This window comes from Kribbella solani (assembly GCF_014205295.1).
Classification (GTDB): domain Bacteria; phylum Actinomycetota; class Actinomycetes; order Propionibacteriales; family Kribbellaceae; genus Kribbella; species Kribbella solani.
Genome location: NZ_JACHNF010000001.1, coordinates 357,924 through 376,333 on the forward strand (window position 1 = coordinate 357,924; position 18,410 = coordinate 376,333).

Here is an 18,410-nt window from a genome sequence, read left to right on the forward strand (position 1 = left end):
GTCATGACCGCCACAACACACCTCTCTCCCCGGGAGTTCACAGCTTCTTTGCAGATGTCCTACATTTACACTGTACGCTCCTGGTGCGAGGAGGTCGTTGGTGGTGTCACTTGATGGACCGGTGCGGCAGGTGCCGCTCGTACTGCAGGTGTCCGAGCAGTTCCGGGCGCTGATCGAGTCGGGGGCGTGGCCGCGCGGGTCGCGGATCCCGGGCGAGAACCAGCTCGCGGCCGAGCTGGGGGTCAGTCGCGGTACGGTGCGGGAGGCGCTGCGGTCGCTCAGCCTGACCGGGCTGCTGGAGCCGCGCGTCGGCGACGGCACCTATGTACGCGCTACGAACGAGATCAGCGGCGTGCTGGTCCGGGACGAACTGTCCGCGTCGTTGACCGATGTCCTGGACGCGCGAGCCGGGATCGAGGCCGCGGCGGCACGGCTGGCCGCGCTGCGTCAGGACGAGGAGAGTTTGGCGGCGTTGGCGGCTGCGTTCGAGGCGCGAGGGCCGGCCGTCGACGGGGGTGACATGGACGAGTTCGTCGCTGTGGATGCCGCGTTCCACCGCCAGGTGGTGGTCGCCAGCGGGAACCCGCTGCTGCTGCGGTTGTTCGACGCGATCGCCGAGGTACTCACCGAGTCCATCCACCAGACCGCGACGATCCCCGAGGACCACCGAATCCCGGACGCGCACCGCGTCGTCGTCGAGGCGATCCGCTCCGGCGACCCCGAGGCGGCAAGCCGCGCGTCGTACGCCCTGATCGAAACCGTCAAACAAGCCCCGCGGGATCAGGCCAGTAATACCTGATCGCGGCGGTGTTCTGCTCGAGCACCCAGAGGAAGATGCCTTCGTCGTGGACGATCTGCGCGGTCAGACCGAGTAGCCGGCCACGGGGCGGGCTCAGAGGCCGGTCATGCCGTGGTGGCCCAGCCGGGCGCGGATCAGCGTGTCGAGGCGCTGCCAGGCCGGGGAGGATGCGTTCACGGTGGCTTGGAGGAGTTGGTGGATGGTGGGGTCGGCCGACGACATGCCGGGTGGTTCGGTGCCGTACCGCTTGATGCTGGCGGCAACGATCTGGTCGGCGAGGGCATCCAGTTCGGGGTCGGTCGGGTCGAGGTCGTGGGCTCGGTCGGAGGCCAGGTAGAGCATTCGGAGCGCGGGATCGGTCAGGGTTTGGGTCTGGTCACGGAAGAACGTGTCGGCGAGATCGGGCTGGGTCGCGTACAGGACGATCCAGAGTTCGCGTTCCATCGCGATCCAGCGGTCGCTGAAGCCGAGCGCGGGTAGTCCGTCGAGGTGGGCGTCGACTTCCGGCGGCAGGAAGCGGAGCTCGCCGCGGGCCAGCTCGCGGAGGCGGGTACGGGTGGCGCGGAGCTGTTTGATCCGGGCGGCCAGATCGGCGTCGATCTGGTCCAGTGCGGTGCTGAGGTTGCCGGGTGTCTTGTCCAGGTCGCGGATTCGGGCCAGGGGGACGCCCGCGTCGGCCAGGGTACGGATCCGGAGCAGGTCCACGACGGCTTGGGCCGGGTACCTGCGGTAGCCGGACGCGTCTCGTTCCGGCTCGGGCAGCAGGCCCTTCGCGTGGTAGACGCGGACGGTTTTGGTGGATACCCCGACGTACCGGGCGAGCTGTCCGATGGTGAGCACGGGACCATTGTTGACCTTGCCCTTAGGGCAAGGTCGCATGATCGGATCATGACCGACTGGGACACGTTGCGGGCGCTCGCCGACGAAGGCAACGAGAAGGCGCTGGACCGGCTCGCGGAGCTCGCCGACGAGCGCGACGACACCGCCGCGCTGAACGAACTGCTCGACGAGGGCTGCCAGCGGGCAGGCGAACACCTGACCCGCCGAGCAGCCGCCGCCAAAGACCTGCTCGAACTCCAACGCATCCGCGACGCCGGTTACGACGAAGCAGGCGAGATCCTCGACCAGCTACTCACCTGACCATTTGAGTGGTTAACCCGTGCGCACGCCCCTTCGCAAGCCGCATCCCGGCTGTGAACGGGCAAACCCGCGGGTTAACCACTCAAATGGCCGGGGGCTGGGGCTTGCTCGGGTGGTGGCTATTTGGCGGCTGCGGTGGTGGTGGGGCGGGTGGCTAGGACGCGGGCGAAGATGGCCAGGCCTGCGGCGAGTGCTGTGACGACTATGAAGGACGTGGTCAGGCTGCTGGCCTGGGCGATGCCGCCGATGATGGACGGGGCGACCAAGCCGGAGGCGTACGTGATGGTGGCGACGCCCGCGATCGCCTGACTGGCATTCGCGCCGGTGTGACCCGCGGCCGCGAACGCCAGCGGTACGACGACCGCGATGCCGATGCCGATCAGCCCGAAGCCGACCATCGCCACGATCGGGTGCGACGCGATCACCACGAGCAGACCGCCGAGCATCGCGATCACCCCGCTGCAGCGCACGGTGCGTACGGCGCCGAACCGGTCGACCACGGCGTCGCCGGTGAGCCGGGCGATCGCCATCGTCAGCGCGAAGCCCGTGGTCGCACCGGCCGCGACACCGGCCGAACTGTCCAGGATGTCCCGCAGGTACACGGCCGACCAGTCCAGGCTCGCCCCTTCCGCGAACACCGCGCAGAACCCGACCGCGCCGATCAGCAGCGCCGACTTCGGCGGCAGCGCGAACCGGGCCGGCGGCTCGGTGTCCTCTTCCGGGTGCAGGTTCAGCACGAAGTGGCAGAGCACCGCGCCGATCAGCGTCAGCACGACAGCGGCCACGGCATGGTGCAGTCGCGCGCTCACGTTCGCATGCGCGGCGAGCGTGCCGACCGCCGAGCCGAGCAGCGCGCCCGTACTCCACATGCCGTGCAGGCCGGACATGATCGACTTCTTCAGCCGGTGCTCGACCTCGATACCGAGCGCGTTCATCGCGACATCGGCCATCCCGGACGTGCCGCCGTACACGAACAGGGCCGCGCACAGGGTGAGCAGGCCGGGGGCGAGCGACGGCAGGATCAGGGCGAGGGTCCAGAGCGCGAGCAGGCCGCGGAGCGCGGCCCGGGTCCCGAACCGGTGGCTGACCCGGGCGGCCAGCGGCATCATCACCGCCGCGCCGAGCGCCGGGAACGCGAGCGCCAGCCCGAGCTGACCGGCCGACACCCCCGCATGCTCCTGGATCCAGGGCACCCGGGTCGCGAACGACCCGGTGACCGATCCGTGGACGCAGAAAACGGCGGCGACGGCGTACCGCGACCGCTTGACCAGGGCGGTGTCATTAGTCACAAGCAAACATACTATCTGTTTGAACGATCAGGCGGATGGTAGTTTTCTGCGCATGAGAAGTGCGGAACGGCACCAAATGATCGTAGATCGCCTACGTGCCGCCGACCGAGTCACCGTCCATGAACTGGTCGAGGTGACCGCCGCGTCGGACATGACGGTGCGCCGCGACCTGGATTTCCTGGCCGCGCAGGGCGTGCTGAAACGCGTCCACGGCGGCGCGGTGTCGGCGATGCCGTCCGGTCTGGAGCCGCCGTACTCGCTGCGCGTCCAGGCGGCGCTCGCGGCCAAGCAGGCGATCGCCCAGGCGGCGGCCGCGCACATCCGCGACGGCGAGACGATCGTGCTGGACAGCGGCACGACGGCGCTCGAGACCGCGAAGCTGCTGCACGACCGAGCGCTGACGGTGATGCCGCTCTCGCTGCACATCGCGCACGAACTGTCCGACGCGCCCCGAATCCGGCTGCTGGTGCCTGGCGGCGAAGCTCGTAAGGGTGAGCTGTCGCTGGTCGGTCCGCTGACCATCGCTTCGTTGCGGGCGCTGCGGTTCGACACCGCCGTACTCAGCCCGTGTGCGTTCAGCCTGGACGCCGGGCTGACCGCGTTCGACCTCGGCGACGCGGAGGTCAAGCAGGAGGCGATGAACGTCGCCGCCCGCACCATCGTGCTCGCCGACGGCGCCAAGTGGGACCGCGCCGCGCTCGCGTACGTCTGCCCGGCCGACCGCCCGGACCTGCTGATCACCGACAAGTCAGCTCCTGAAGATCAACGCACAATGCTCGCCCAGCGCGGCGTACTCGTAGAGGTGGCTCCTTGACTGCAACAGATGTCCGTGTGGCCCCGCCGAAAGCTGCTCGGGTCGCCACCTGGATGTACTTCGGGTTGAACGGGTTCGCGATCGGGATGTGGGTGGTGCACATCCCGAGCATCGAGCACACCACCGGGATCACGCACAGCACGCTCGGGCTGCTCCTGCTGGTGCTCGGCGCGGCCGCGTTCACCGGCATGCAGGTGGCGGGTCCGCTGGTCGACAAGATCGGGCAGCGGCGGCTCGTACCGGCGGCCGGGATCGTGCTCGGCATCTCGCTGGCCGGGCCCGGCCTGGCGACGAACTGGTGGACGCTCGGGCTCGCGCTGATCCTGGTCGGCTTCGGCAACGGCGCGATCGACGTCGGGATGAACGCGCAGGCCGTCGTGGTCGAGCGCGGTTATCCACGGCCGATCATGGCCGCGTTCCACGCCATGTGGTCGATCGGCGGCGCGATCGCGGCCGTCGTCGGCGCGGCGACGTTGCGGGCCGACGTACCCACCGAGCTGACGCTCGCGCTGGCCGGCGTGCTCTGCATCGTGCTGTCCCTGATCGCCAGCAGGTTCTTGCTGGAGGCAACCATCGAGGAAGAGGACAGCCCGGAGGGCGAGCGGACCAAGCCGCCGGCCAAGCTGGTCTGGGCGCTCGGCGGACTCGCCTTCGGGCTGATGCTGTCCGAGGGGGTTGCCAACGACTGGGCCGCGCTGCACTTCCGCGACATCCTCGGCACCACGGTCAGTACGGCGGCGTTCGCGTACGGCGCGTTCGCGGTCGCGATGACCGTCGGGCGGTTCCTCACCGACCGGGTCGCCGCCGCGGTCGGTCCGGCGGCGATCGTGCGCTGGGGCGCGGCGATGGCGGCGGTCGGGCTGACCGTGGTGATCGTGGTGCCGTGGGTTCCGGTCGCGCTGGTCGGCTGGGCGGTGTTCGGCCTCGGCCTGGCCGGCGGCGTACCGCAGCTGTTCACCGCCGCCGGCAACCTCGACCCGCGATCGTCCGGCGCGCTGATGGCCCGCGTCGTCGGCCTCGGGTACGTCGGGTTGCTGGCCGGCCCCGCGCTGATCGGTGGCCTGGCGCACTGGATGCCGTTGAACATCGCGTTCATCCTGCCGGTCGTCCTGTGCGTACTGACCTTCTTCGGCGGCCCGATCCTGAAGTCGAAGGACCCGGTCGCCAGGTCGGAGGAGCCGGCGGTCAGGTCAGCGAAATAGGGCCTGGTCGTCAGGTCAGCGAAGTAAGGGCCTGGTCGAGGTCGGTCCAGAGGTCCTCTGGGTGCTCGATGCCGACCGAGAGACGGATCAGGTCTTCAGGGATGGTCGGCACCTCGATCGCCCAGCGGCGGCGGCGTTCGAGCAGTGACTCGACGCCGCCGAGGCTGGTCGCGTGCACCCAGAGCTTCGTCCGCTCGCACACCTGCTGGGCTCCTTCGGCGTCGCCGCCGAGCTCGATCGAGAGGATCGCGCCGAAGCCGGACATCTGCGCGGCGGCCCGCGCGTGGCCGGGGTCGTCGGGCAGGCCGGGGTAGCGGACGCGGCTGATCCGCGGGTGCCGGCGGAGGCGCTCGGCCAGGTACGCGGCGTTCGACTGGGCCCGGTCCAGACGGAGCGCGAGCGTACGCAGGCCGCGGAGGGCGAGCCAGGCGTCCATCGAACCGGGGATCGCGCCTAGGCTGCGGCGGCGGAGCTCGATCGCCGACCAGAGGTTGTCGTCGGCGGTGATGACCGCGCCGAGGATGACGTCGGAGTGGCCGGCGATGAACTTGGTGGCCGAGTGCATGACGACGTCCGCGCCGAGTGCGAGCGGTTGCTGGAGCAGCGGGGTGGCGAAGGTGTTGTCGACGACGACGGTCGCGCCGGCGGCGTGCCCGGCCGCGGCGAGTGCGGGGATGTCGGCTACTTCCATCGCGGGGTTGGTCGGTGACTCGATCCAGAGCAGGGCGGCGCCGTCGAGGGTTTGGACTACTGATTCGGTGTTCGCGATGTCTACTCGGTCGACGGTGAGCCGGCTGGTTTCGGCTTGCTGGTCGAGGAGCGCGAGGACGCCGGAGTACGCGTGTTGTGGTGCGACGACGCGGCCACCGACCGGGACGAGGTCGATGACGGCGGCTGCGGCTGCCATGCCGGAGGCGAACGTCAGGGCGCGACCGCCTTCGAGCTGGCCGAGCGTGTCCTCGAGTGCGGTCCAGGCGTCGTTGCCGAAGCGTCCGTAGCCACGGTCACCACCGGCTACGTACGTCGAGCTGAACACCGGTGATCCGCCGACGGGAGCGTTCGGTACGCGCTCCGGCCGGCCGGCGTGGACGACGACGGTGGACGGGTCGAGGTCAGGAGTCATAGCCGGATTGTCGCCGCTCGGCCGGCACCGGGAATCGGCGGGTGGGGTCGGGCAGCGGGCGGCGACGGAGCTGAGTTCAGCGGGTGGTGGGAAGTGGGCGGCAGCCGTGCCGGGGTCAGTGGGTGGTGGGGGAGCTGGGGAGGGGGAGGGCGCGGGTGGTGAGGAGGTGCATGGCTTGGCGGGCCAGGGTCTGGGCCTCGACGGTGCCGGGGTGGTCGACCCAGACGCGGACGACGCTCTCGATCACGTTCATGGTGATACCTGCGGACAGCGCGGCGATGAACTCTGCCCGTTGCGGATCATCGGCCCGCAACCGCCGTACCAGCGCGTCGGCGAGGTCGTCGCGGAAGCGCCAGATCAGATCGTTCAGATGCGCGCTGACCGAACCGTTCTGCTCGGCCAGGTCGAACACCGCGCGGACCCGGTCCGGGTTGCTCTCGAGCTGCTGAAGAACCTGCTCGATCACCGCCCGCAGACCGTCCGGCAGGTCCAGCTCCGGCTGGCCGCGGAACCACGTCACCGCGTCGGCGAGGCAGTCCTCGACGAACTCGAGGACCAGGGTCTCCTTGGTCGGGAAGTACCGGTACAGCGTGCTCGGGCCGACCTCCGCCGCCGCCGCGATCTGCTCGACCGTGGTCCGGCCGAAGCCGTGGTCGCTGAACAGCTCGAACGCCTTGTCCGCGATCAGCCGGCGGGTCCGCTCCCGTTTCAGCTCGCGCAGTCCCATCAGTACCTCCATCAACACCGCCCCGCCGGCATCTCCGCGGGCAGCGTAACGCCTTCGCCACGCCGAAGCCGGTTCCAAATCGGAAGGATGAGCCATATGGTAGTCACTGCCAAATTCTCCCACGGTCCTGTCCAGGAGGTACGCGATGACCGAGAGCTTCCCCGTCGGCCGCCCGTCCGGCTGCCCGTTCGATCCGGCCCGGGAGTACGCCGCGTACCGCCAGACCGACGGGCTGACGAAGGTGTCGACCCCGGCCGGCGTGGACGCGTACGTAGCGAGCCGGTACGACGAGGTGCGCACGCTGCTCCGGGACAACCGGCTGAGCTCCCGGTTCGCGCCGTCGGACCACGTCGTACCGAACGCGGACCTCAGCCAGGAGGCGGAGCCGGGATCGCTTCTGCAGGCGGACGGCGCGGAGCACAAGCGGCTCCGGCGGCTGCTGGCGACCGAGTTCGCGGTGAAGCGGATGGAGGCGCTGCGGCCGCGGGTCGCGGCGATGATCGACGAACGGCTGGACGCGATGCTGGCCGCCGGTAGCCCGGTCGATCTGGTGCAGGAGTTCGCGTTGCCGATTCCGTCGCTGGTGATCTGCGAGCTGCTCGGCGTGCCGTACGCGGACCGGGACGAGTTCCAGGCGCGGGGCGCTCAACTTGTCCGCGTCGATGGCTGGACCGAGGAGTCACAGCGGGCGAGCGACGAGCTGAACGAGTACATCGTCGGGCTGGTGCTGGCGAAGCAGGCTCGGCCTGAGGACGACATCCTGTCGCGGCTGATCACCCGCGGCCAGGAGCTGGGTACGCCTTTGACGGTGGAGGAGCTGGTCTCGGTCGGCGTCACGCTGTTGATCGCCGGCCATGAGACGACCGCGAACATGATCGCGCTCAGCACGCTCGCTCTCCTGCGGCACCCGGAGCAGCTCGCGGACCTGCGCTCCGATCCGTCGAAGGTTCCGGCCGCGGTGGAGGAGCTGCTGCGGTACCTGTCGGTGGTGCACTACGGCCTGTTCCGGTACGCGACCGACAAGGTGCCGGTCGGATTGTCGACGATCGACGCCGGGGAGTACCTGATCGCCGCGTTGTCCTCGGCGAACCGGGACGAGAGCGTGTTCCCCGATCCGGACCGGCTGGACCTGGAGCGGGACGCGACCGCGCATGTCGCCTTCGGGTTCGGTCCGCATCAGTGCGTCGGGCAGCAGCTCGCGCGACTGGAACTGCAGGAAGTGCTGACCCGGCTGTACGCGCGGATGCCGACGCTGCGGCTGGCCGTACCGTTCGAGCAGATCGACTACCGGGTGAACACACTCGTGTACGGGGTGAAAGTGCTGCCGGTCACCTGGGACGCCCCGATCTGAAGACTTCTTAACCGAACCCCGATCGGATCCCGATCTCCGGACCGCTACAGTCGAGCCGGTGAGTGAGTTCTCCGAAGTTCAGCGCAAACCCCGCGTCGCCGTCGTGTTCGGTGGCCGGTCGAGCGAGCACGCCATCTCCTGTGTGACCGCGGCGAACGTGCTGCAGGTGATCGACCGCGACAAGTACGACGTGGTTCCGGTCGGCATCAGCACCAGCGGCCACTGGGTACTGGAAAGCGGCGACCCGGAGCGGCTGTCGATCACCGACGGCAAGCTCCCGGAGGTCGACGTGACCGCGCTGCCGGTGCTCTTCGGCGCGAACCGTGAGCTCGTGATCAGCGAACCCGAGCAGGTGCCGAGCACGCTCGGCCAGGTCGACGTGGTGTTCCCGCTGCTGCACGGCCCGTGGGGCGAGGACGGCACCATCCAGGGCCTGCTCGAGATGTCGGACATCCGGTACGTCGGTTCCGGGGTGCTCGCCAGCGCGGTCGGGATGGACAAGCACCACATGAAGGTCGTCTTCCAGGGCGCCGGGCTGGACGTCACGCCGTACGTGCTGATCCGCGACCGGGACTGGATTCGCGACCCGGAGGCGTGCCGGACGGCCGTCGACGCGCTCGGGTACCCGGTGTTCGTGAAGCCGTGCCGCGGCGGGTCGAGCCTCGGGATCAGCAAGGTGAACAGCCTGGCCGAGCTCGACGACGCGATCGTGGAGGCGCGCGCGCACGACCCGAAGGTGATCGTCGAGGCGGCGGCGAAGGACCCGCGCGAGATCGAGGTCGGGGTCCTCGGTGGGCTGGACGGCGGGTTGCCGGAGGTCAGCGTGTGCGGCGAGATCGCGATCTCCGGTGGTGGGCATGACTTCTACGACTTCGAGACCAAGTACCTGCCGGAGGGCGAGGAGTACACCGCGCTGTCGGTGCCGGCCGAGCTGCCTGAGGAGCTCGCGGCGGAGGTACGGGCGAAGGCGCTGGTCGCGTTCGACGCGATCGACGGCGAAGGGCTGGCGCGGGTCGACTTCTTCGTCGATGCCGACGGCAAGGTGATCATCAACGAGATCAACACGATGCCGGGGTTCACGCCGACCAGTATGTTCCCGCGGCTGTGGGCCGCGTCGGGGAAGGACTACCCGGCGTTGGTGGAGCATCTGCTGACGCTGGCGATGACCCGCAAGACCGGACTCCGCTGACGAGCTGAGATGACGCCGGCAACCACCCGATCCGGGCCACCCGCATGACGCTGGCGAACACGCGGTACGGCCCGGTTCGAGGAACAACCGTCGACCCAGACGACAGAACCGAACCGAACAGCTCGCCCGGCGGATCGGTTGGGGCTGAGGTGCTGGTGTTCAAGGGGGTGCCGTATGCGGCGGCGCCGGTGGGGGTGGATCGGTTTGAGCCGCCGCGGGCGCCGGAGCCGTGGACGCGGCCTTTGGATGCGACCGACTACGGGCCGACCGCGCCGCAGAGCCGCGCCGAGGGTGACCTGGCCGACTTCGCGCCGCGGATGGTCATCCCGGGCGACGACTACCTGAACCTCAACATCTGGACCCCGGGCCTGACCGGCAACGCGCCGGTGATGGTCTTCATCCACGGCGGCTCCTTCACCAGCGGCTCCGGCGCACTGTCCGTGTACGACGGCACGCACTTCGCACGGGACGGCGTCGTCCTGGTCACCATCAACTACCGGCTCGGCGCGGACGGGTTCCTGTGGTTCGGCGACGGCACCCCGAACCTCGGCCTGCTCGATCAAATCGCCGCCCTCACCTGGGTCCGCGACAACATCGCCGGCTTCGGCGGCAACCCGGACAACGTGACCGTCTTCGGCGAATCCGCCGGCGCGATGAGCGTGTGCACCCTGCTCGCCATGCCCGCCGCCGAAGGACTCTTCCACCGCGCGATCGCCCAGTCCGGCGCCGCCGGCAACACGATCAGCCCGGAGACGGCTCGGATCGTCGCCAACCGCCTCGCCGACGTACTCGGAACCGCACCCACCCGCGAGGCAATCGCCGCGGTACCGATGGATCGCCTGATCGCCGCCCAGGAACAACTCAGCCAGCAAGCCGCCGCGAAACCCCGCGCCAAAGTCTGGGGCGATGTCGCTCGTACGTTGCTGCCGTTCAGCCCGGTCGTCGACGGTGACGTACTACCCGCGCCACCACTCGACCGCATCCGCGCCGGCGCCGGCGCGAACATCGACCTACTGGTGGGCAGCAACAGCGAGGAAGCACGCCTGTTCCTCGTACCGACCGGTGTAGGTGCCCGCATCAACCTCCCGCTCCTGTACCTCGGTGCCGCGCTCCGCTTCGGCTTACCCGCGCGTGGCGTACGCAAGTACCGCGCGAACCGCCCTGACGCCACGCCTGGCGATGTGCTGGCCGCGATCATGACCGACTCGTACTACCGCATCCCTGCCCTTCGTCTCGCCGAGGCGCACCCCGGTACGTACGTCTATGAATTCGCCTGGCGGTCACCGGCCTGCAAGGGTCGACTCGGCGCCAGCCACGTCGTTGAACTTCCTTTCGTCTTCGACAACCTCGACGACCCGGCCACGGCAACCATGCTCGGCCTCGCGCCGCCGCAACACCTGGCCGATCTTGTCCACAAGGCCTGGATCGACTTCGCAACCACCGGCGACCCCGGCTGGCCGGCCTACACCTCCACCAACCGCATCAGCCGCCACTTCGCGAGCGCCTCCGGCACCACCACAGATGATCGCCCGACCGAACGCCGTCTCTGGGCCAACCGCTAACGCGGCGCGTAGCACTCGGTACCTCGTCGGCACCCGCCGAGGTGGTGCCCACGACCGACGAAGCGATCCCGCTGACGGCCTACAGGACCACTGACGCTCTGCAACACGCCATCGGCCACACAACCCGCCATCGGCCACCCCGCCAGCCGTACCCACCCACCCGACGATCGCGGACGTTGGTTGGCGGTGGGTGGGGTGTCTGGGGAGCCGTGCCTACCCAAAACGGGCAGCGCAACTCCCCGCTCCGGGTAGTGCCGCTCCCCAAACCGGTTTGGGGAGCGCTCGACCGGCCCGGCGTCCGACCGGTCCGGCGTCCGACCGGCCCGGCGTCCGACCGGTCCGGCGTCCGACCGGCCCGGCCACGCGTACGGCAGTTCGCGCCCGCCGCGCCAGGTCGGTGCACCCCTCAAAGTCAGGTCGCCGTACACTCCGGCCCCGCATGGGCGAACGCCGCCTTGGCATGGGCGGGGGAGCCCGCCAACGCGCGGTGTCTCCACCGGTGTTGGGGGGATAACGCCGGGTCTGCTCGTCGCGAGCCGGAGCCTGGGGGCGGCGTGATCGGTGTCGGGTCGGGTGGGGGCGCGTGGTTAGGGGACGGGTTCCGTGTTGGGCTGGTCGCACTTGTTGGTGGGGCGGTGTACGTGAGAGCGGGTCGTGGTTGGGTGGCTGCCGGTGGAGTTGAGCGTGGATAGGTCGGTGGGGGCGTTGCGTTGGGGTGCACTACCCGTTCTTCGGCACGCCGGTTTGCCCGGGCAGGACCTGTCAATTACGTCGGCCGGTAGCCAAAAACAGCTGATGTGTCAACGCGGAGAGGGCCGCGTCGGTGAGCGGGCGGGCGGAGAGGTGCCGTGTCGGCGAACAGGGCTGGGTGATGTACGGGGTGGGGACGGCGACCCGTTGGGCCGCAGTACGCCGAGGCGCCGCGCTGCGCGCGGTTGGTGGCGTCATAGGCGGCTGGCCCGGGTGTGGAGGTAGCGCTGTTGAGGGAGGCTGGTCGTGCGGCTTGCGGCCTGTTCGTAGGCGGTGCGGGCGGCGGCGCGGTCACCGGACATTTCGAGCAGGTGTGCCCGGACCGCCGGGACCCGGTGGTCCTTGGCGATTCTGTCGTCGTTTTCCAGCGAATCGAGTAACGCGAGGCCCTCGGCCGGACCGCGAGACATCGCCACGGCCACGACGTGGTTGAGGGCAATCATCGGGTTGTCGGTCAACTGCAGCAGCACTTCGTAGAGGGCGACGATCTGGGGCCAGTCGGTTTCCTCGGCGGACGGAGATTCGTCATGTACGGCAGCGATCGCGGCCTGCAGCTGGTATGGGCCGATCGGTCCGTGCGGCAGCGTGGCGGTGATCAGATCTACTCCTTCCTTGATCAGCTCGGGAATCCACCGGGCGCGGTCCTGCTCTGCCATCGGAACCAGCTCACCGTGAGGTCCGGTCCGCGCGGGCCGGCGGGCATCGGTGAGCAGGAGCAACGCCAGCAGACCGGAGACTTCGGGATCGTCCGGCAACAGGCGATGCAGCAGCCGAGCCAGCCGGATCGCCTCGGCGGCCAGCTCGACCCGTTGCAGGCTCGGGCCCGTGGTCGTCGTGTAACCCTCGTTGAAGATCAGATACACCACGTGCAGCACCGCGCCCAGCCGCTCCTCGCGGTCGGCCGGCAGGGTGAACCGGGAGCCGTCTTCCCGCACTGCTGTCTTGGCCCGGGTGATCCGCCGGGTCATCGTTGCCTCCGGCACCAGAAAGGCGCGGGCGATCTCCGTGGTGGTGAGACCGCCCACCGCCCGCAACGTCAACGCGATCTGTGATGCCGGCGACAGCGCCGGATGACAGCACATGAACAGCAGGACCAAGGTGTCGTCGGTGTCCGCGACCGGCTCGCCCTGCAACGCCCACCGCGCGACCCGCTCCTCCCGCCGCTGCCGTGACTGCTCCCGCCGCAGCAGATCCGTCAGCCGGCGGGAAGCCACCGTGATCAACCAACCCCGTGGGCTCTCCGGCACGCCGTCGGTTGGCCACTGCTGAGCCGCCGCCAGCAACGCCTCCTGCACCGCGTCCTCAGCCGTGTCGAAATGCCCGTACCGCCGGACCAGCGCACCGAGCACTCGCGGCGCCAACTCCCGCAGCTGGTCCTCGAGAGCGCTGGTCATCGCGATCAGCCCACCAGCTCGTCGCGACCCTCGACGAGCGGGCGGATGTCCGCGTACGCCGTCGCGCGGACAGCCTCCGGTGCCGGCGTGTCCGCCAGCCCGGCCGCGATCTCGGTGGCCCGGTCGAAGGACTCGCACTCGACGATCCAGTACCCCGCGAGCACTTCCTGGGTCTCCGCGTACGGCCCGTCGGTGACCACCGACTGCCCGTTCTTCGACCCGAACCGCCGGGTCAGGACAGGCGCGGCCAGCGCACGCGTCTCCACCAGCTCGCCGGACTCGATCAGGTCGTTGTTGAACTTCTCCATGAACGCGCCCATCGCCGCGAAGTCCTCCGGCTGCCAGGCCGGCTTTCCGGAGTCCTTCCCCGCCATGCCGTCGTAGTCCTGCTGCGACGCGTACGTCAGGATCATGTACTTCATCGGTCACTCCCGTCGTTCGGGCATCCCCTCCAGGATGCCTCCACCCGAAACGTCGACCCCGCCGCCCGGAACCGGACACGATCAGCACCGGATTCGGATCAGCGGACGATTTTTCGTTCTCGCCAGGGAGTATGCAGTCGTCAGGTGCAGGGAGTGACGAGTTTGTCGTGACTGTGGACAACTTCCGCGACGTCGGTCAGCGCGTTCGCCTCGGGGGAGTACTTGTCCGGGACGGCGAGCTCGACGTACAGCGCCCGCCCGATGGTGGTGAAGATGTACCCGTTCTCGACCTGCTTGGCGAACCAGCCGACGCCGTTCACCTCGAAGCACTGCGACTGGGCCTCGGCCATCCCGGCCGGTGGGGCGACCCCGCAGGTCACCTCGATCGGCGGATCGCCGTACGCGGCGGTGAGCGGGCTCTCCGGGCTGGTGTCGCGGCGCTTCGCGTCCAGGATCTTCGCCGGCAGCGCCTTGACCAGTCCCGCGCAGGCGGCAGCGACGTCGGGCGCGGGGGAGGGGACCGGCACCGGCGCGGCGCCGGGGCTGCACCCGGCGAGCAGGATCAGGCCGAGCGCGGCGAACAGGATTCTGGGCATACCGAAAACCGGACCGGTCCCCGTCCCGGCGCTCAGATGTGGACGACGGGGCAGGTCAGCGTACGGGTGATACCGGGAACGTTCTGGACCCGGGCGACCACCAGTTTGCCCAGCTCGTCGACATTGCGGGCCTCGGCGCGGACGATCACGTCGTACGGACCGGTGACGTCCTCGGCCAGGGTGACGCCCTGCACCTCGGCGATCTGCGCGGCGACGTCGGCCGCCCGGCCGACCTCGGTCTGGATCAGGATGTAGGCCTGGACCACCACGTCGTTCTCCACTCAGTCGTCCTCAGCTGGCTCCGGCCGTGCCGCGCTTGCGGTCCCAGCGGATACTGGGAGCGTACTGCGGACCGGCCGGGCGTACTCTTCGTTGCCTGGTCACGGTACCGCCTAGACTCCCGGTGGGTACATGGGAGGTCTGTTGACGTGACAGAGACGTTGGGGAGCACGGGTGAGTTCGGCCTGATCGCGGCCGTCACCAAGGGGCTGTCCACAAGTGCGGACGTCCTGGTCGGGCCTGGTGACGACGCTGCCGTGATGGCGGTGCCGGACGGCCGGATGGTGATCACCACCGACCTGCTGATCGAGGGCCGGCACTTCCGCCAGGACTGGTCGTCGGCGTACGACGTGGGCCGCAAGGCCGCCGCGCAGAACCTGTCCGACGTGGCCGCGATGGGCGCCCGTCCGACGGCGCTCGTGGTCGGTTTCGGCGCGCCCGCCGAGCTGCCGACCGCCTGGGCGCTGGAGCTGAACCAGGGTCTGGTCGACGAGTGCGAGCTGGTCGGCGCGAGCATCATCGGCGGCGACACGGTCCAGGCGGACAAGATCGTCGTGTCGGTCACCGCGTTCGGTTCGCTGGACGGCCGGGCACCGGTGCTGCGGTCCGGCGCCCGCCCAGGCGACGAGGTCGCGTACGCCGGACGGCTCGGTTGGGCCGAAGCGGGCTGGACGGTGCTCGCCCGTGGATTCCGCTCGCCGCGGGCCGTCGTCGAGGCACACCGCCGCCCGCAGCCGCCGTACGCGGAAGGGCCGCGGGCCGCGCTCGCCGGAGCGTCCTCGATGTGCGACGTCAGCGACGGCCTGCTGTCCGACCTCGGTCACATCGCGGCGGCGAGTCAGGTGATCATCGACATCCACACCAAGGCGCTGACGGTGCCGGAGCCGTTGCAGGCGGTGGCCGCCGCGACCGGTGTGGAAGCGCTGAAGTTCGTCCTCACCGGCGGCGAGGACCACGCGCTGGTCGGTACGTTCGAGCCGGCCGACGTGCCGGAGGGCTGGACCGTCATCGGCTCGGTTGCCGAGGGCAACGAGGAACGCCCGGCCGGGACCGTGACCGTGGACGGCGCGCCGTATGCTGCGGACACCGGACACGCCCATTTCAGGAGTTGAGGATGCCGCCGCCAAGAGTGCTGACGATCGCCGGTTCCGACTCCGGTGGCGGAGCCGGAATCCAGGCGGACCTGAAGGCGATGCTCGCCAACGGCGTCCACGGCATGAGTGTGCTGACCGCGATCACCGCGCAGAACAGCCGCGGCGTACAGGGTGCCTGGGAGCTGCCCGCGGAGCAGGTGCGGGCGCAGTTCCACAGCGTCGTCGACGACATCGGGGTCGACGCGGTGAAGACGGGCATGCTGGCGTCGGAGTCGATGGTCCGCGTGGTGGCCGAGCTGCTGCGGACGCTGCCGGACGACGTACCGGTCGTGGTTGATCCGGTGTCGGTGTCCAAGCACGGCGACGCGCTGCTCGCCGCTGACGCGATGGACGCCGTGCGGTCCGAGATCGTTCCGTTGGCCACTGTGTTGACGCCGAACCTCACTGAGCTCGGCCCGGTGTCCGGGGTGGAGCTGGAGACGCTGGAAGACCGGGAGACCGCGGCAAAGGTGCTGATGGACGCCGGTGCGACCTGGGTACTGGTGAAAGGCGGCCACGACGTCGGTACGGCGGCCGTGGACGTGCTGCACGGTCCGGGCGTACGCCGGTCGTACAGTGCGGTCCGCGCCGACAACAGGCACACGCACGGCACTGGCTGCACGCTGGCCAGCGCCATCGCGTCGTACCTGGCTCGTGGGTACGACGTACCGGGAGCTGTCGGTGCCGCGAAGGAGTATGTGACCGGAGCGATCGCGGCCGGGTTCGCGCTCGGCGACGGCATCGGTCCGGTTGATCACGCATGGAGATTTCGAGGGAGTGGCAGTTGAGCGAGCGGCCCCCGGTCGACGGGCACTGCGAGCAGTGTGGCTTCGACTACGGCACCGGTGATCTGCAGGGGACCGTGACCCTGCTGATCCGCCAGTCGGCCGACTGCAGCATGGCACTGACCAAGGCAGCCGCCGGACCGGACCCGAAGGTCGTCCGGCTGCGGCCGGAGCCGGAGGTGTGGTCGGCGATCGAGTACGCGTGCCACGTGCGGGACGTACTCGAGGTGCAGCGGCTCCGGATCGCGCAGTGCCTGGCGGAGGACCGCCCGGTGTACGCGCCGATGGACCGGACCGGTCGGGTGAAGCAGGAGAAGTACGAGGACCAGGACCCGATGGAGGTCGCGGCCGCGCTGATGCGGATGGCGCGGGAGTTCGGCGCGGCGGCGCGGGTGCTGCAGCCGCACGAGCTGGGGAAGCTGGGGCTGTACAACTACCCGGTCCGGGCACCGCGCACGCTGGGCTGGATCATCCGGCACACCGCGCACGAGATCCAGCACCACCGCCACGACATCATCGAGATCCTGGCGAAGGTGGAGCCCCCGATCATCCCCAAACCCAAACCGGCCCCGGAAGACACACCAGAGGAAGCCTCAGCGGGAGAAGCTGCGGCAGACGGCGCGCCGGAGAGCGGGGCGGGCGGCTCAGGAGGTAGCACCGCCGAGGTTTCTGCCGACTAGTGGTGGGTGGCCCAGGCGGCGATGGACGGCTCGCTGGTGAGCTGGTCCAGGGCCAGCGCGGCCGCTCCACGGAGCGGTCCGTCCACCTGATGCGTCGCGGCCAGCACCGGCGGCGGCGCACCGCGGTGGAACGTCATCAACCCACCCCGGTACGCCTCGTCGAACACCTCCGGCGCGGCATCCCGCAACGGGATCGCCAGCCCACCGATCGTCACGACGTCAGGGTCGTGCGCATTGACCAGACCCGCGATCCCCGAAGCCAGCGCCGACACCACGTGGGCAATTGCCGCCCGAGCAGCCCGGTCAGTACGCCGCAGCACCGCCTCGGTGTAGCTGACCGGATCATCCGGAGTCGGCTCACCAAGCCGCCGAGCCAACGCGCGCCCGTCGATCTCCAGATCCCAGCATCCACGCGCGCCACACGGACAAGCACGCCCGCGCTCCCCGAACGGCATATGCCCGTACTCACCGCCCGCACCAGATGCGCCGTGCGCCGGGACACCGTCGATGAGTAATGTCCCGCCGATCCCTACCTCGATGATGAGATGCACCGCCGTACCAGCTCCAGCTGCCGCGCCGGTCCGCGCTTCGGCCACCCCACTCAGCGTCGCGTCGTTGCCGGCGAGGAGTGGAAGCTCGCCGGCAACAGCGGTCAGGTCCAGCTCGGTCCACTCCAGTGTCGGCGCCTGCAGCAGGTGGTTGTCGCGGACAGTGCCTGGTACGGCCAAACTCACCATCTGGAGCCGTACGCCGTACTGCTCTTGTGTCTGCTCCACCTGTCGGCGCAGGTTGTTCAGTACCACCTGAGCGCGCCGACTCCGATGCCGCTTGTACTGGTGGTCCGCCAGCGACCCGTCCAATGCCACGACGGCACTCCGCCAGTTGCTCTGTCGCAGGTCGAGCGCGAGCACCACAGGTCCTTCCGGATGCGCCCGCAGCAACGTAGTCGGCCGACCACGCCCACGACTCGGAGCAGGTTCCTCAGTAAGCAGTTGTACGTCGCGTAGCCGGGCAGTCACCTCCGTGGCCGACCCGGTGCTCAACCGCAGCGCCCGCGCCACACCAGCCCGCGTGATCCCCGGCTGGCGGGCAACCTGAGCCAGGACCTCAGCAGCCGTCTGCCACTGCCCCCGCCGCACTGGAGTCATCGCCACCTTCCCCTTATGCTCGGAGAA

19 protein-coding genes are annotated in these 18,410 nt (G+C 69.6%); 10 read left to right on the plus strand and 9 right to left on the minus strand.

What is annotated here, in order from left to right:
• Positions 1–100: 100 nt before the first annotated feature.
• Positions 101–799 carry an FCD domain-containing protein gene (locus tag HDA44_RS01655; protein ID WP_184830680.1) on the plus strand — a complete coding sequence of 233 codons (699 nt, stop codon included), beginning with the start codon at positions 101–103 and terminating at the stop codon, positions 797–799.
• Between the two features lie 93 nt (positions 800–892).
• Here the strand turns inward: HDA44_RS01655 and HDA44_RS01660 are convergent, their stop codons facing one another.
• Positions 893–1,678, minus strand: coding sequence for a MerR family transcriptional regulator (locus HDA44_RS01660; protein ID WP_202887059.1), 786 nt, complete (start codon positions 1,676–1,678; stop codon positions 893–895).
• Between the two features lie 9 nt (positions 1,679–1,687).
• Between HDA44_RS01660 and HDA44_RS01665 the strand changes: the two genes are divergently transcribed.
• Entirely contained in the window at positions 1,688–1,939 is a 252-nt protein-coding gene (locus HDA44_RS01665) for a hypothetical protein (protein ID WP_184830682.1), read from the plus strand.
• 119 nt (positions 1,940–2,058) lie between these two features.
• Here the strand turns inward: HDA44_RS01665 and HDA44_RS01670 are convergent, their stop codons facing one another.
• On the minus strand, positions 2,059–3,228 hold the full coding sequence (locus tag HDA44_RS01670) for an MFS transporter (protein ID WP_319037395.1): 1,170 nt from the start codon (positions 3,226–3,228) through the stop codon (positions 2,059–2,061).
• Positions 3,229–3,304: 76 nt separating this feature from the next.
• Between HDA44_RS01670 and HDA44_RS01675 the strand changes: the two genes are divergently transcribed.
• Together HDA44_RS01675 and HDA44_RS01680 are read left to right on the plus strand one after the other, a co-directional pair.
• A complete protein-coding gene (locus HDA44_RS01675) occupies positions 3,305–4,042 on the plus strand; it encodes a DeoR/GlpR family DNA-binding transcription regulator (protein ID WP_238352332.1) in 738 nt (245 codons plus the stop codon).
• Positions 4,039–5,244 (plus strand): MFS transporter, encoded by a 1,206-nt coding sequence (locus tag HDA44_RS01680; RefSeq protein WP_238352333.1) that lies wholly within the window; start codon positions 4,039–4,041, stop codon positions 5,242–5,244. The genes HDA44_RS01675 and HDA44_RS01680 overlap by 4 nt, the downstream gene beginning before the upstream one ends.
• A 10-nt stretch (positions 5,245–5,254) precedes the next feature.
• Here HDA44_RS01680 and HDA44_RS01685 read toward each other — a convergent pair whose 3' ends face one another.
• Both HDA44_RS01685 and HDA44_RS01690 read right to left on the minus strand, forming a co-directional pair.
• Positions 5,255–6,367, minus strand: a complete 1,113-nt coding sequence (locus HDA44_RS01685; RefSeq protein ID WP_184830688.1) for a trans-sulfuration enzyme family protein — start codon at positions 6,365–6,367, stop codon at positions 5,255–5,257.
• Positions 6,368–6,482: 115 nt separating this feature from the next.
• Positions 6,483–7,094, minus strand: a complete 612-nt coding sequence (locus HDA44_RS01690; protein WP_184830690.1) for a TetR/AcrR family transcriptional regulator — start codon at positions 7,092–7,094, stop codon at positions 6,483–6,485.
• Positions 7,095–7,239: 145 nt separating this feature from the next.
• Between HDA44_RS01690 and HDA44_RS01695 the strand changes: the two genes are divergently transcribed.
• From HDA44_RS01695 to HDA44_RS01705, 3 genes are read left to right on the plus strand one after another with little or no spacing between them, the layout of a single operon-like run.
• Positions 7,240–8,445: a cytochrome P450 gene (locus HDA44_RS01695; protein ID WP_184830692.1), complete on the plus strand. Its 1,206-nt coding sequence runs from the start codon at positions 7,240–7,242 to the stop codon at positions 8,443–8,445.
• 58 nt (positions 8,446–8,503) lie between these two features.
• Complete coding sequence (locus tag HDA44_RS01700) at positions 8,504–9,634, plus strand: D-alanine--D-alanine ligase family protein (RefSeq protein ID WP_184830693.1); 1,131 nt, start codon at positions 8,504–8,506, stop codon at positions 9,632–9,634.
• Positions 9,635–9,678: 44 nt separating this feature from the next.
• Complete coding sequence (locus HDA44_RS01705; protein ID WP_184830694.1) at positions 9,679–11,196, plus strand: carboxylesterase/lipase family protein; 1,518 nt, start codon at positions 9,679–9,681, stop codon at positions 11,194–11,196.
• A 944-nt stretch (positions 11,197–12,140) separates the two neighbouring features.
• Here the strand turns inward: HDA44_RS01705 and HDA44_RS01710 are convergent.
• From HDA44_RS01710 to HDA44_RS01725, 4 genes are all read right to left on the minus strand, one after another.
• Positions 12,141–13,340 carry an RNA polymerase sigma factor gene (locus HDA44_RS01710; RefSeq protein ID WP_184830695.1) on the minus strand — a complete coding sequence of 400 codons (1,200 nt, stop codon included), beginning with the start codon at positions 13,338–13,340 and terminating at the stop codon, positions 12,141–12,143.
• A 5-nt stretch (positions 13,341–13,345) separates the two neighbouring features.
• Complete coding sequence (locus HDA44_RS01715) at positions 13,346–13,762, minus strand: YciI family protein (RefSeq protein WP_184830696.1); 417 nt, start codon at positions 13,760–13,762, stop codon at positions 13,346–13,348.
• Between the two features lie 140 nt (positions 13,763–13,902).
• Positions 13,903–14,358, minus strand: a complete 456-nt coding sequence (locus HDA44_RS01720) for a DUF3515 domain-containing protein (protein ID WP_184830697.1) — start codon at positions 14,356–14,358, stop codon at positions 13,903–13,905.
• Positions 14,359–14,390: 32 nt separating this feature from the next.
• Complete coding sequence (locus HDA44_RS01725; RefSeq protein ID WP_170990044.1) at positions 14,391–14,627, minus strand: Lrp/AsnC family transcriptional regulator; 237 nt, start codon at positions 14,625–14,627, stop codon at positions 14,391–14,393.
• Between the two features lie 159 nt (positions 14,628–14,786).
• Here HDA44_RS01725 and HDA44_RS01730 point away from each other — a divergent pair, with 159 nt between their 5' ends.
• The 3 genes from HDA44_RS01730 to HDA44_RS01740 are packed head-to-tail and all read left to right on the plus strand — an operon-like array spanning position 14,787 to position 17,235.
• Complete coding sequence (locus HDA44_RS01730; protein ID WP_184830698.1) at positions 14,787–15,749, plus strand: thiamine-phosphate kinase; 963 nt, start codon at positions 14,787–14,789, stop codon at positions 15,747–15,749.
• A gap of 2 nt (positions 15,750–15,751) precedes the next feature.
• On the plus strand, positions 15,752–16,558 hold the full coding sequence (gene thiD, locus HDA44_RS01735; RefSeq protein ID WP_184830700.1) for a bifunctional hydroxymethylpyrimidine kinase/phosphomethylpyrimidine kinase: 807 nt from the start codon (positions 15,752–15,754) through the stop codon (positions 16,556–16,558).
• Entirely contained in the window at positions 16,555–17,235 is a 681-nt protein-coding gene (locus HDA44_RS01740) for a DinB family protein (RefSeq protein ID WP_238352334.1), read from the plus strand. Before thiD ends, HDA44_RS01740 begins: the two co-directional genes overlap by 4 nt.
• On the opposite strand, the gene HDA44_RS01745 is transcribed toward HDA44_RS01740, so the two are convergent.
• The gene (locus HDA44_RS01745) at positions 17,232–18,383 is read right to left on the minus strand and encodes an ROK family transcriptional regulator (RefSeq protein ID WP_184830704.1); all 1,152 of its coding nucleotides are present in this window, start codon (positions 18,381–18,383) and stop codon (positions 17,232–17,234) included. The genes HDA44_RS01740 and HDA44_RS01745 overlap by 4 nt on opposite strands.
• Positions 18,384–18,410 lie beyond the last annotated feature (27 nt).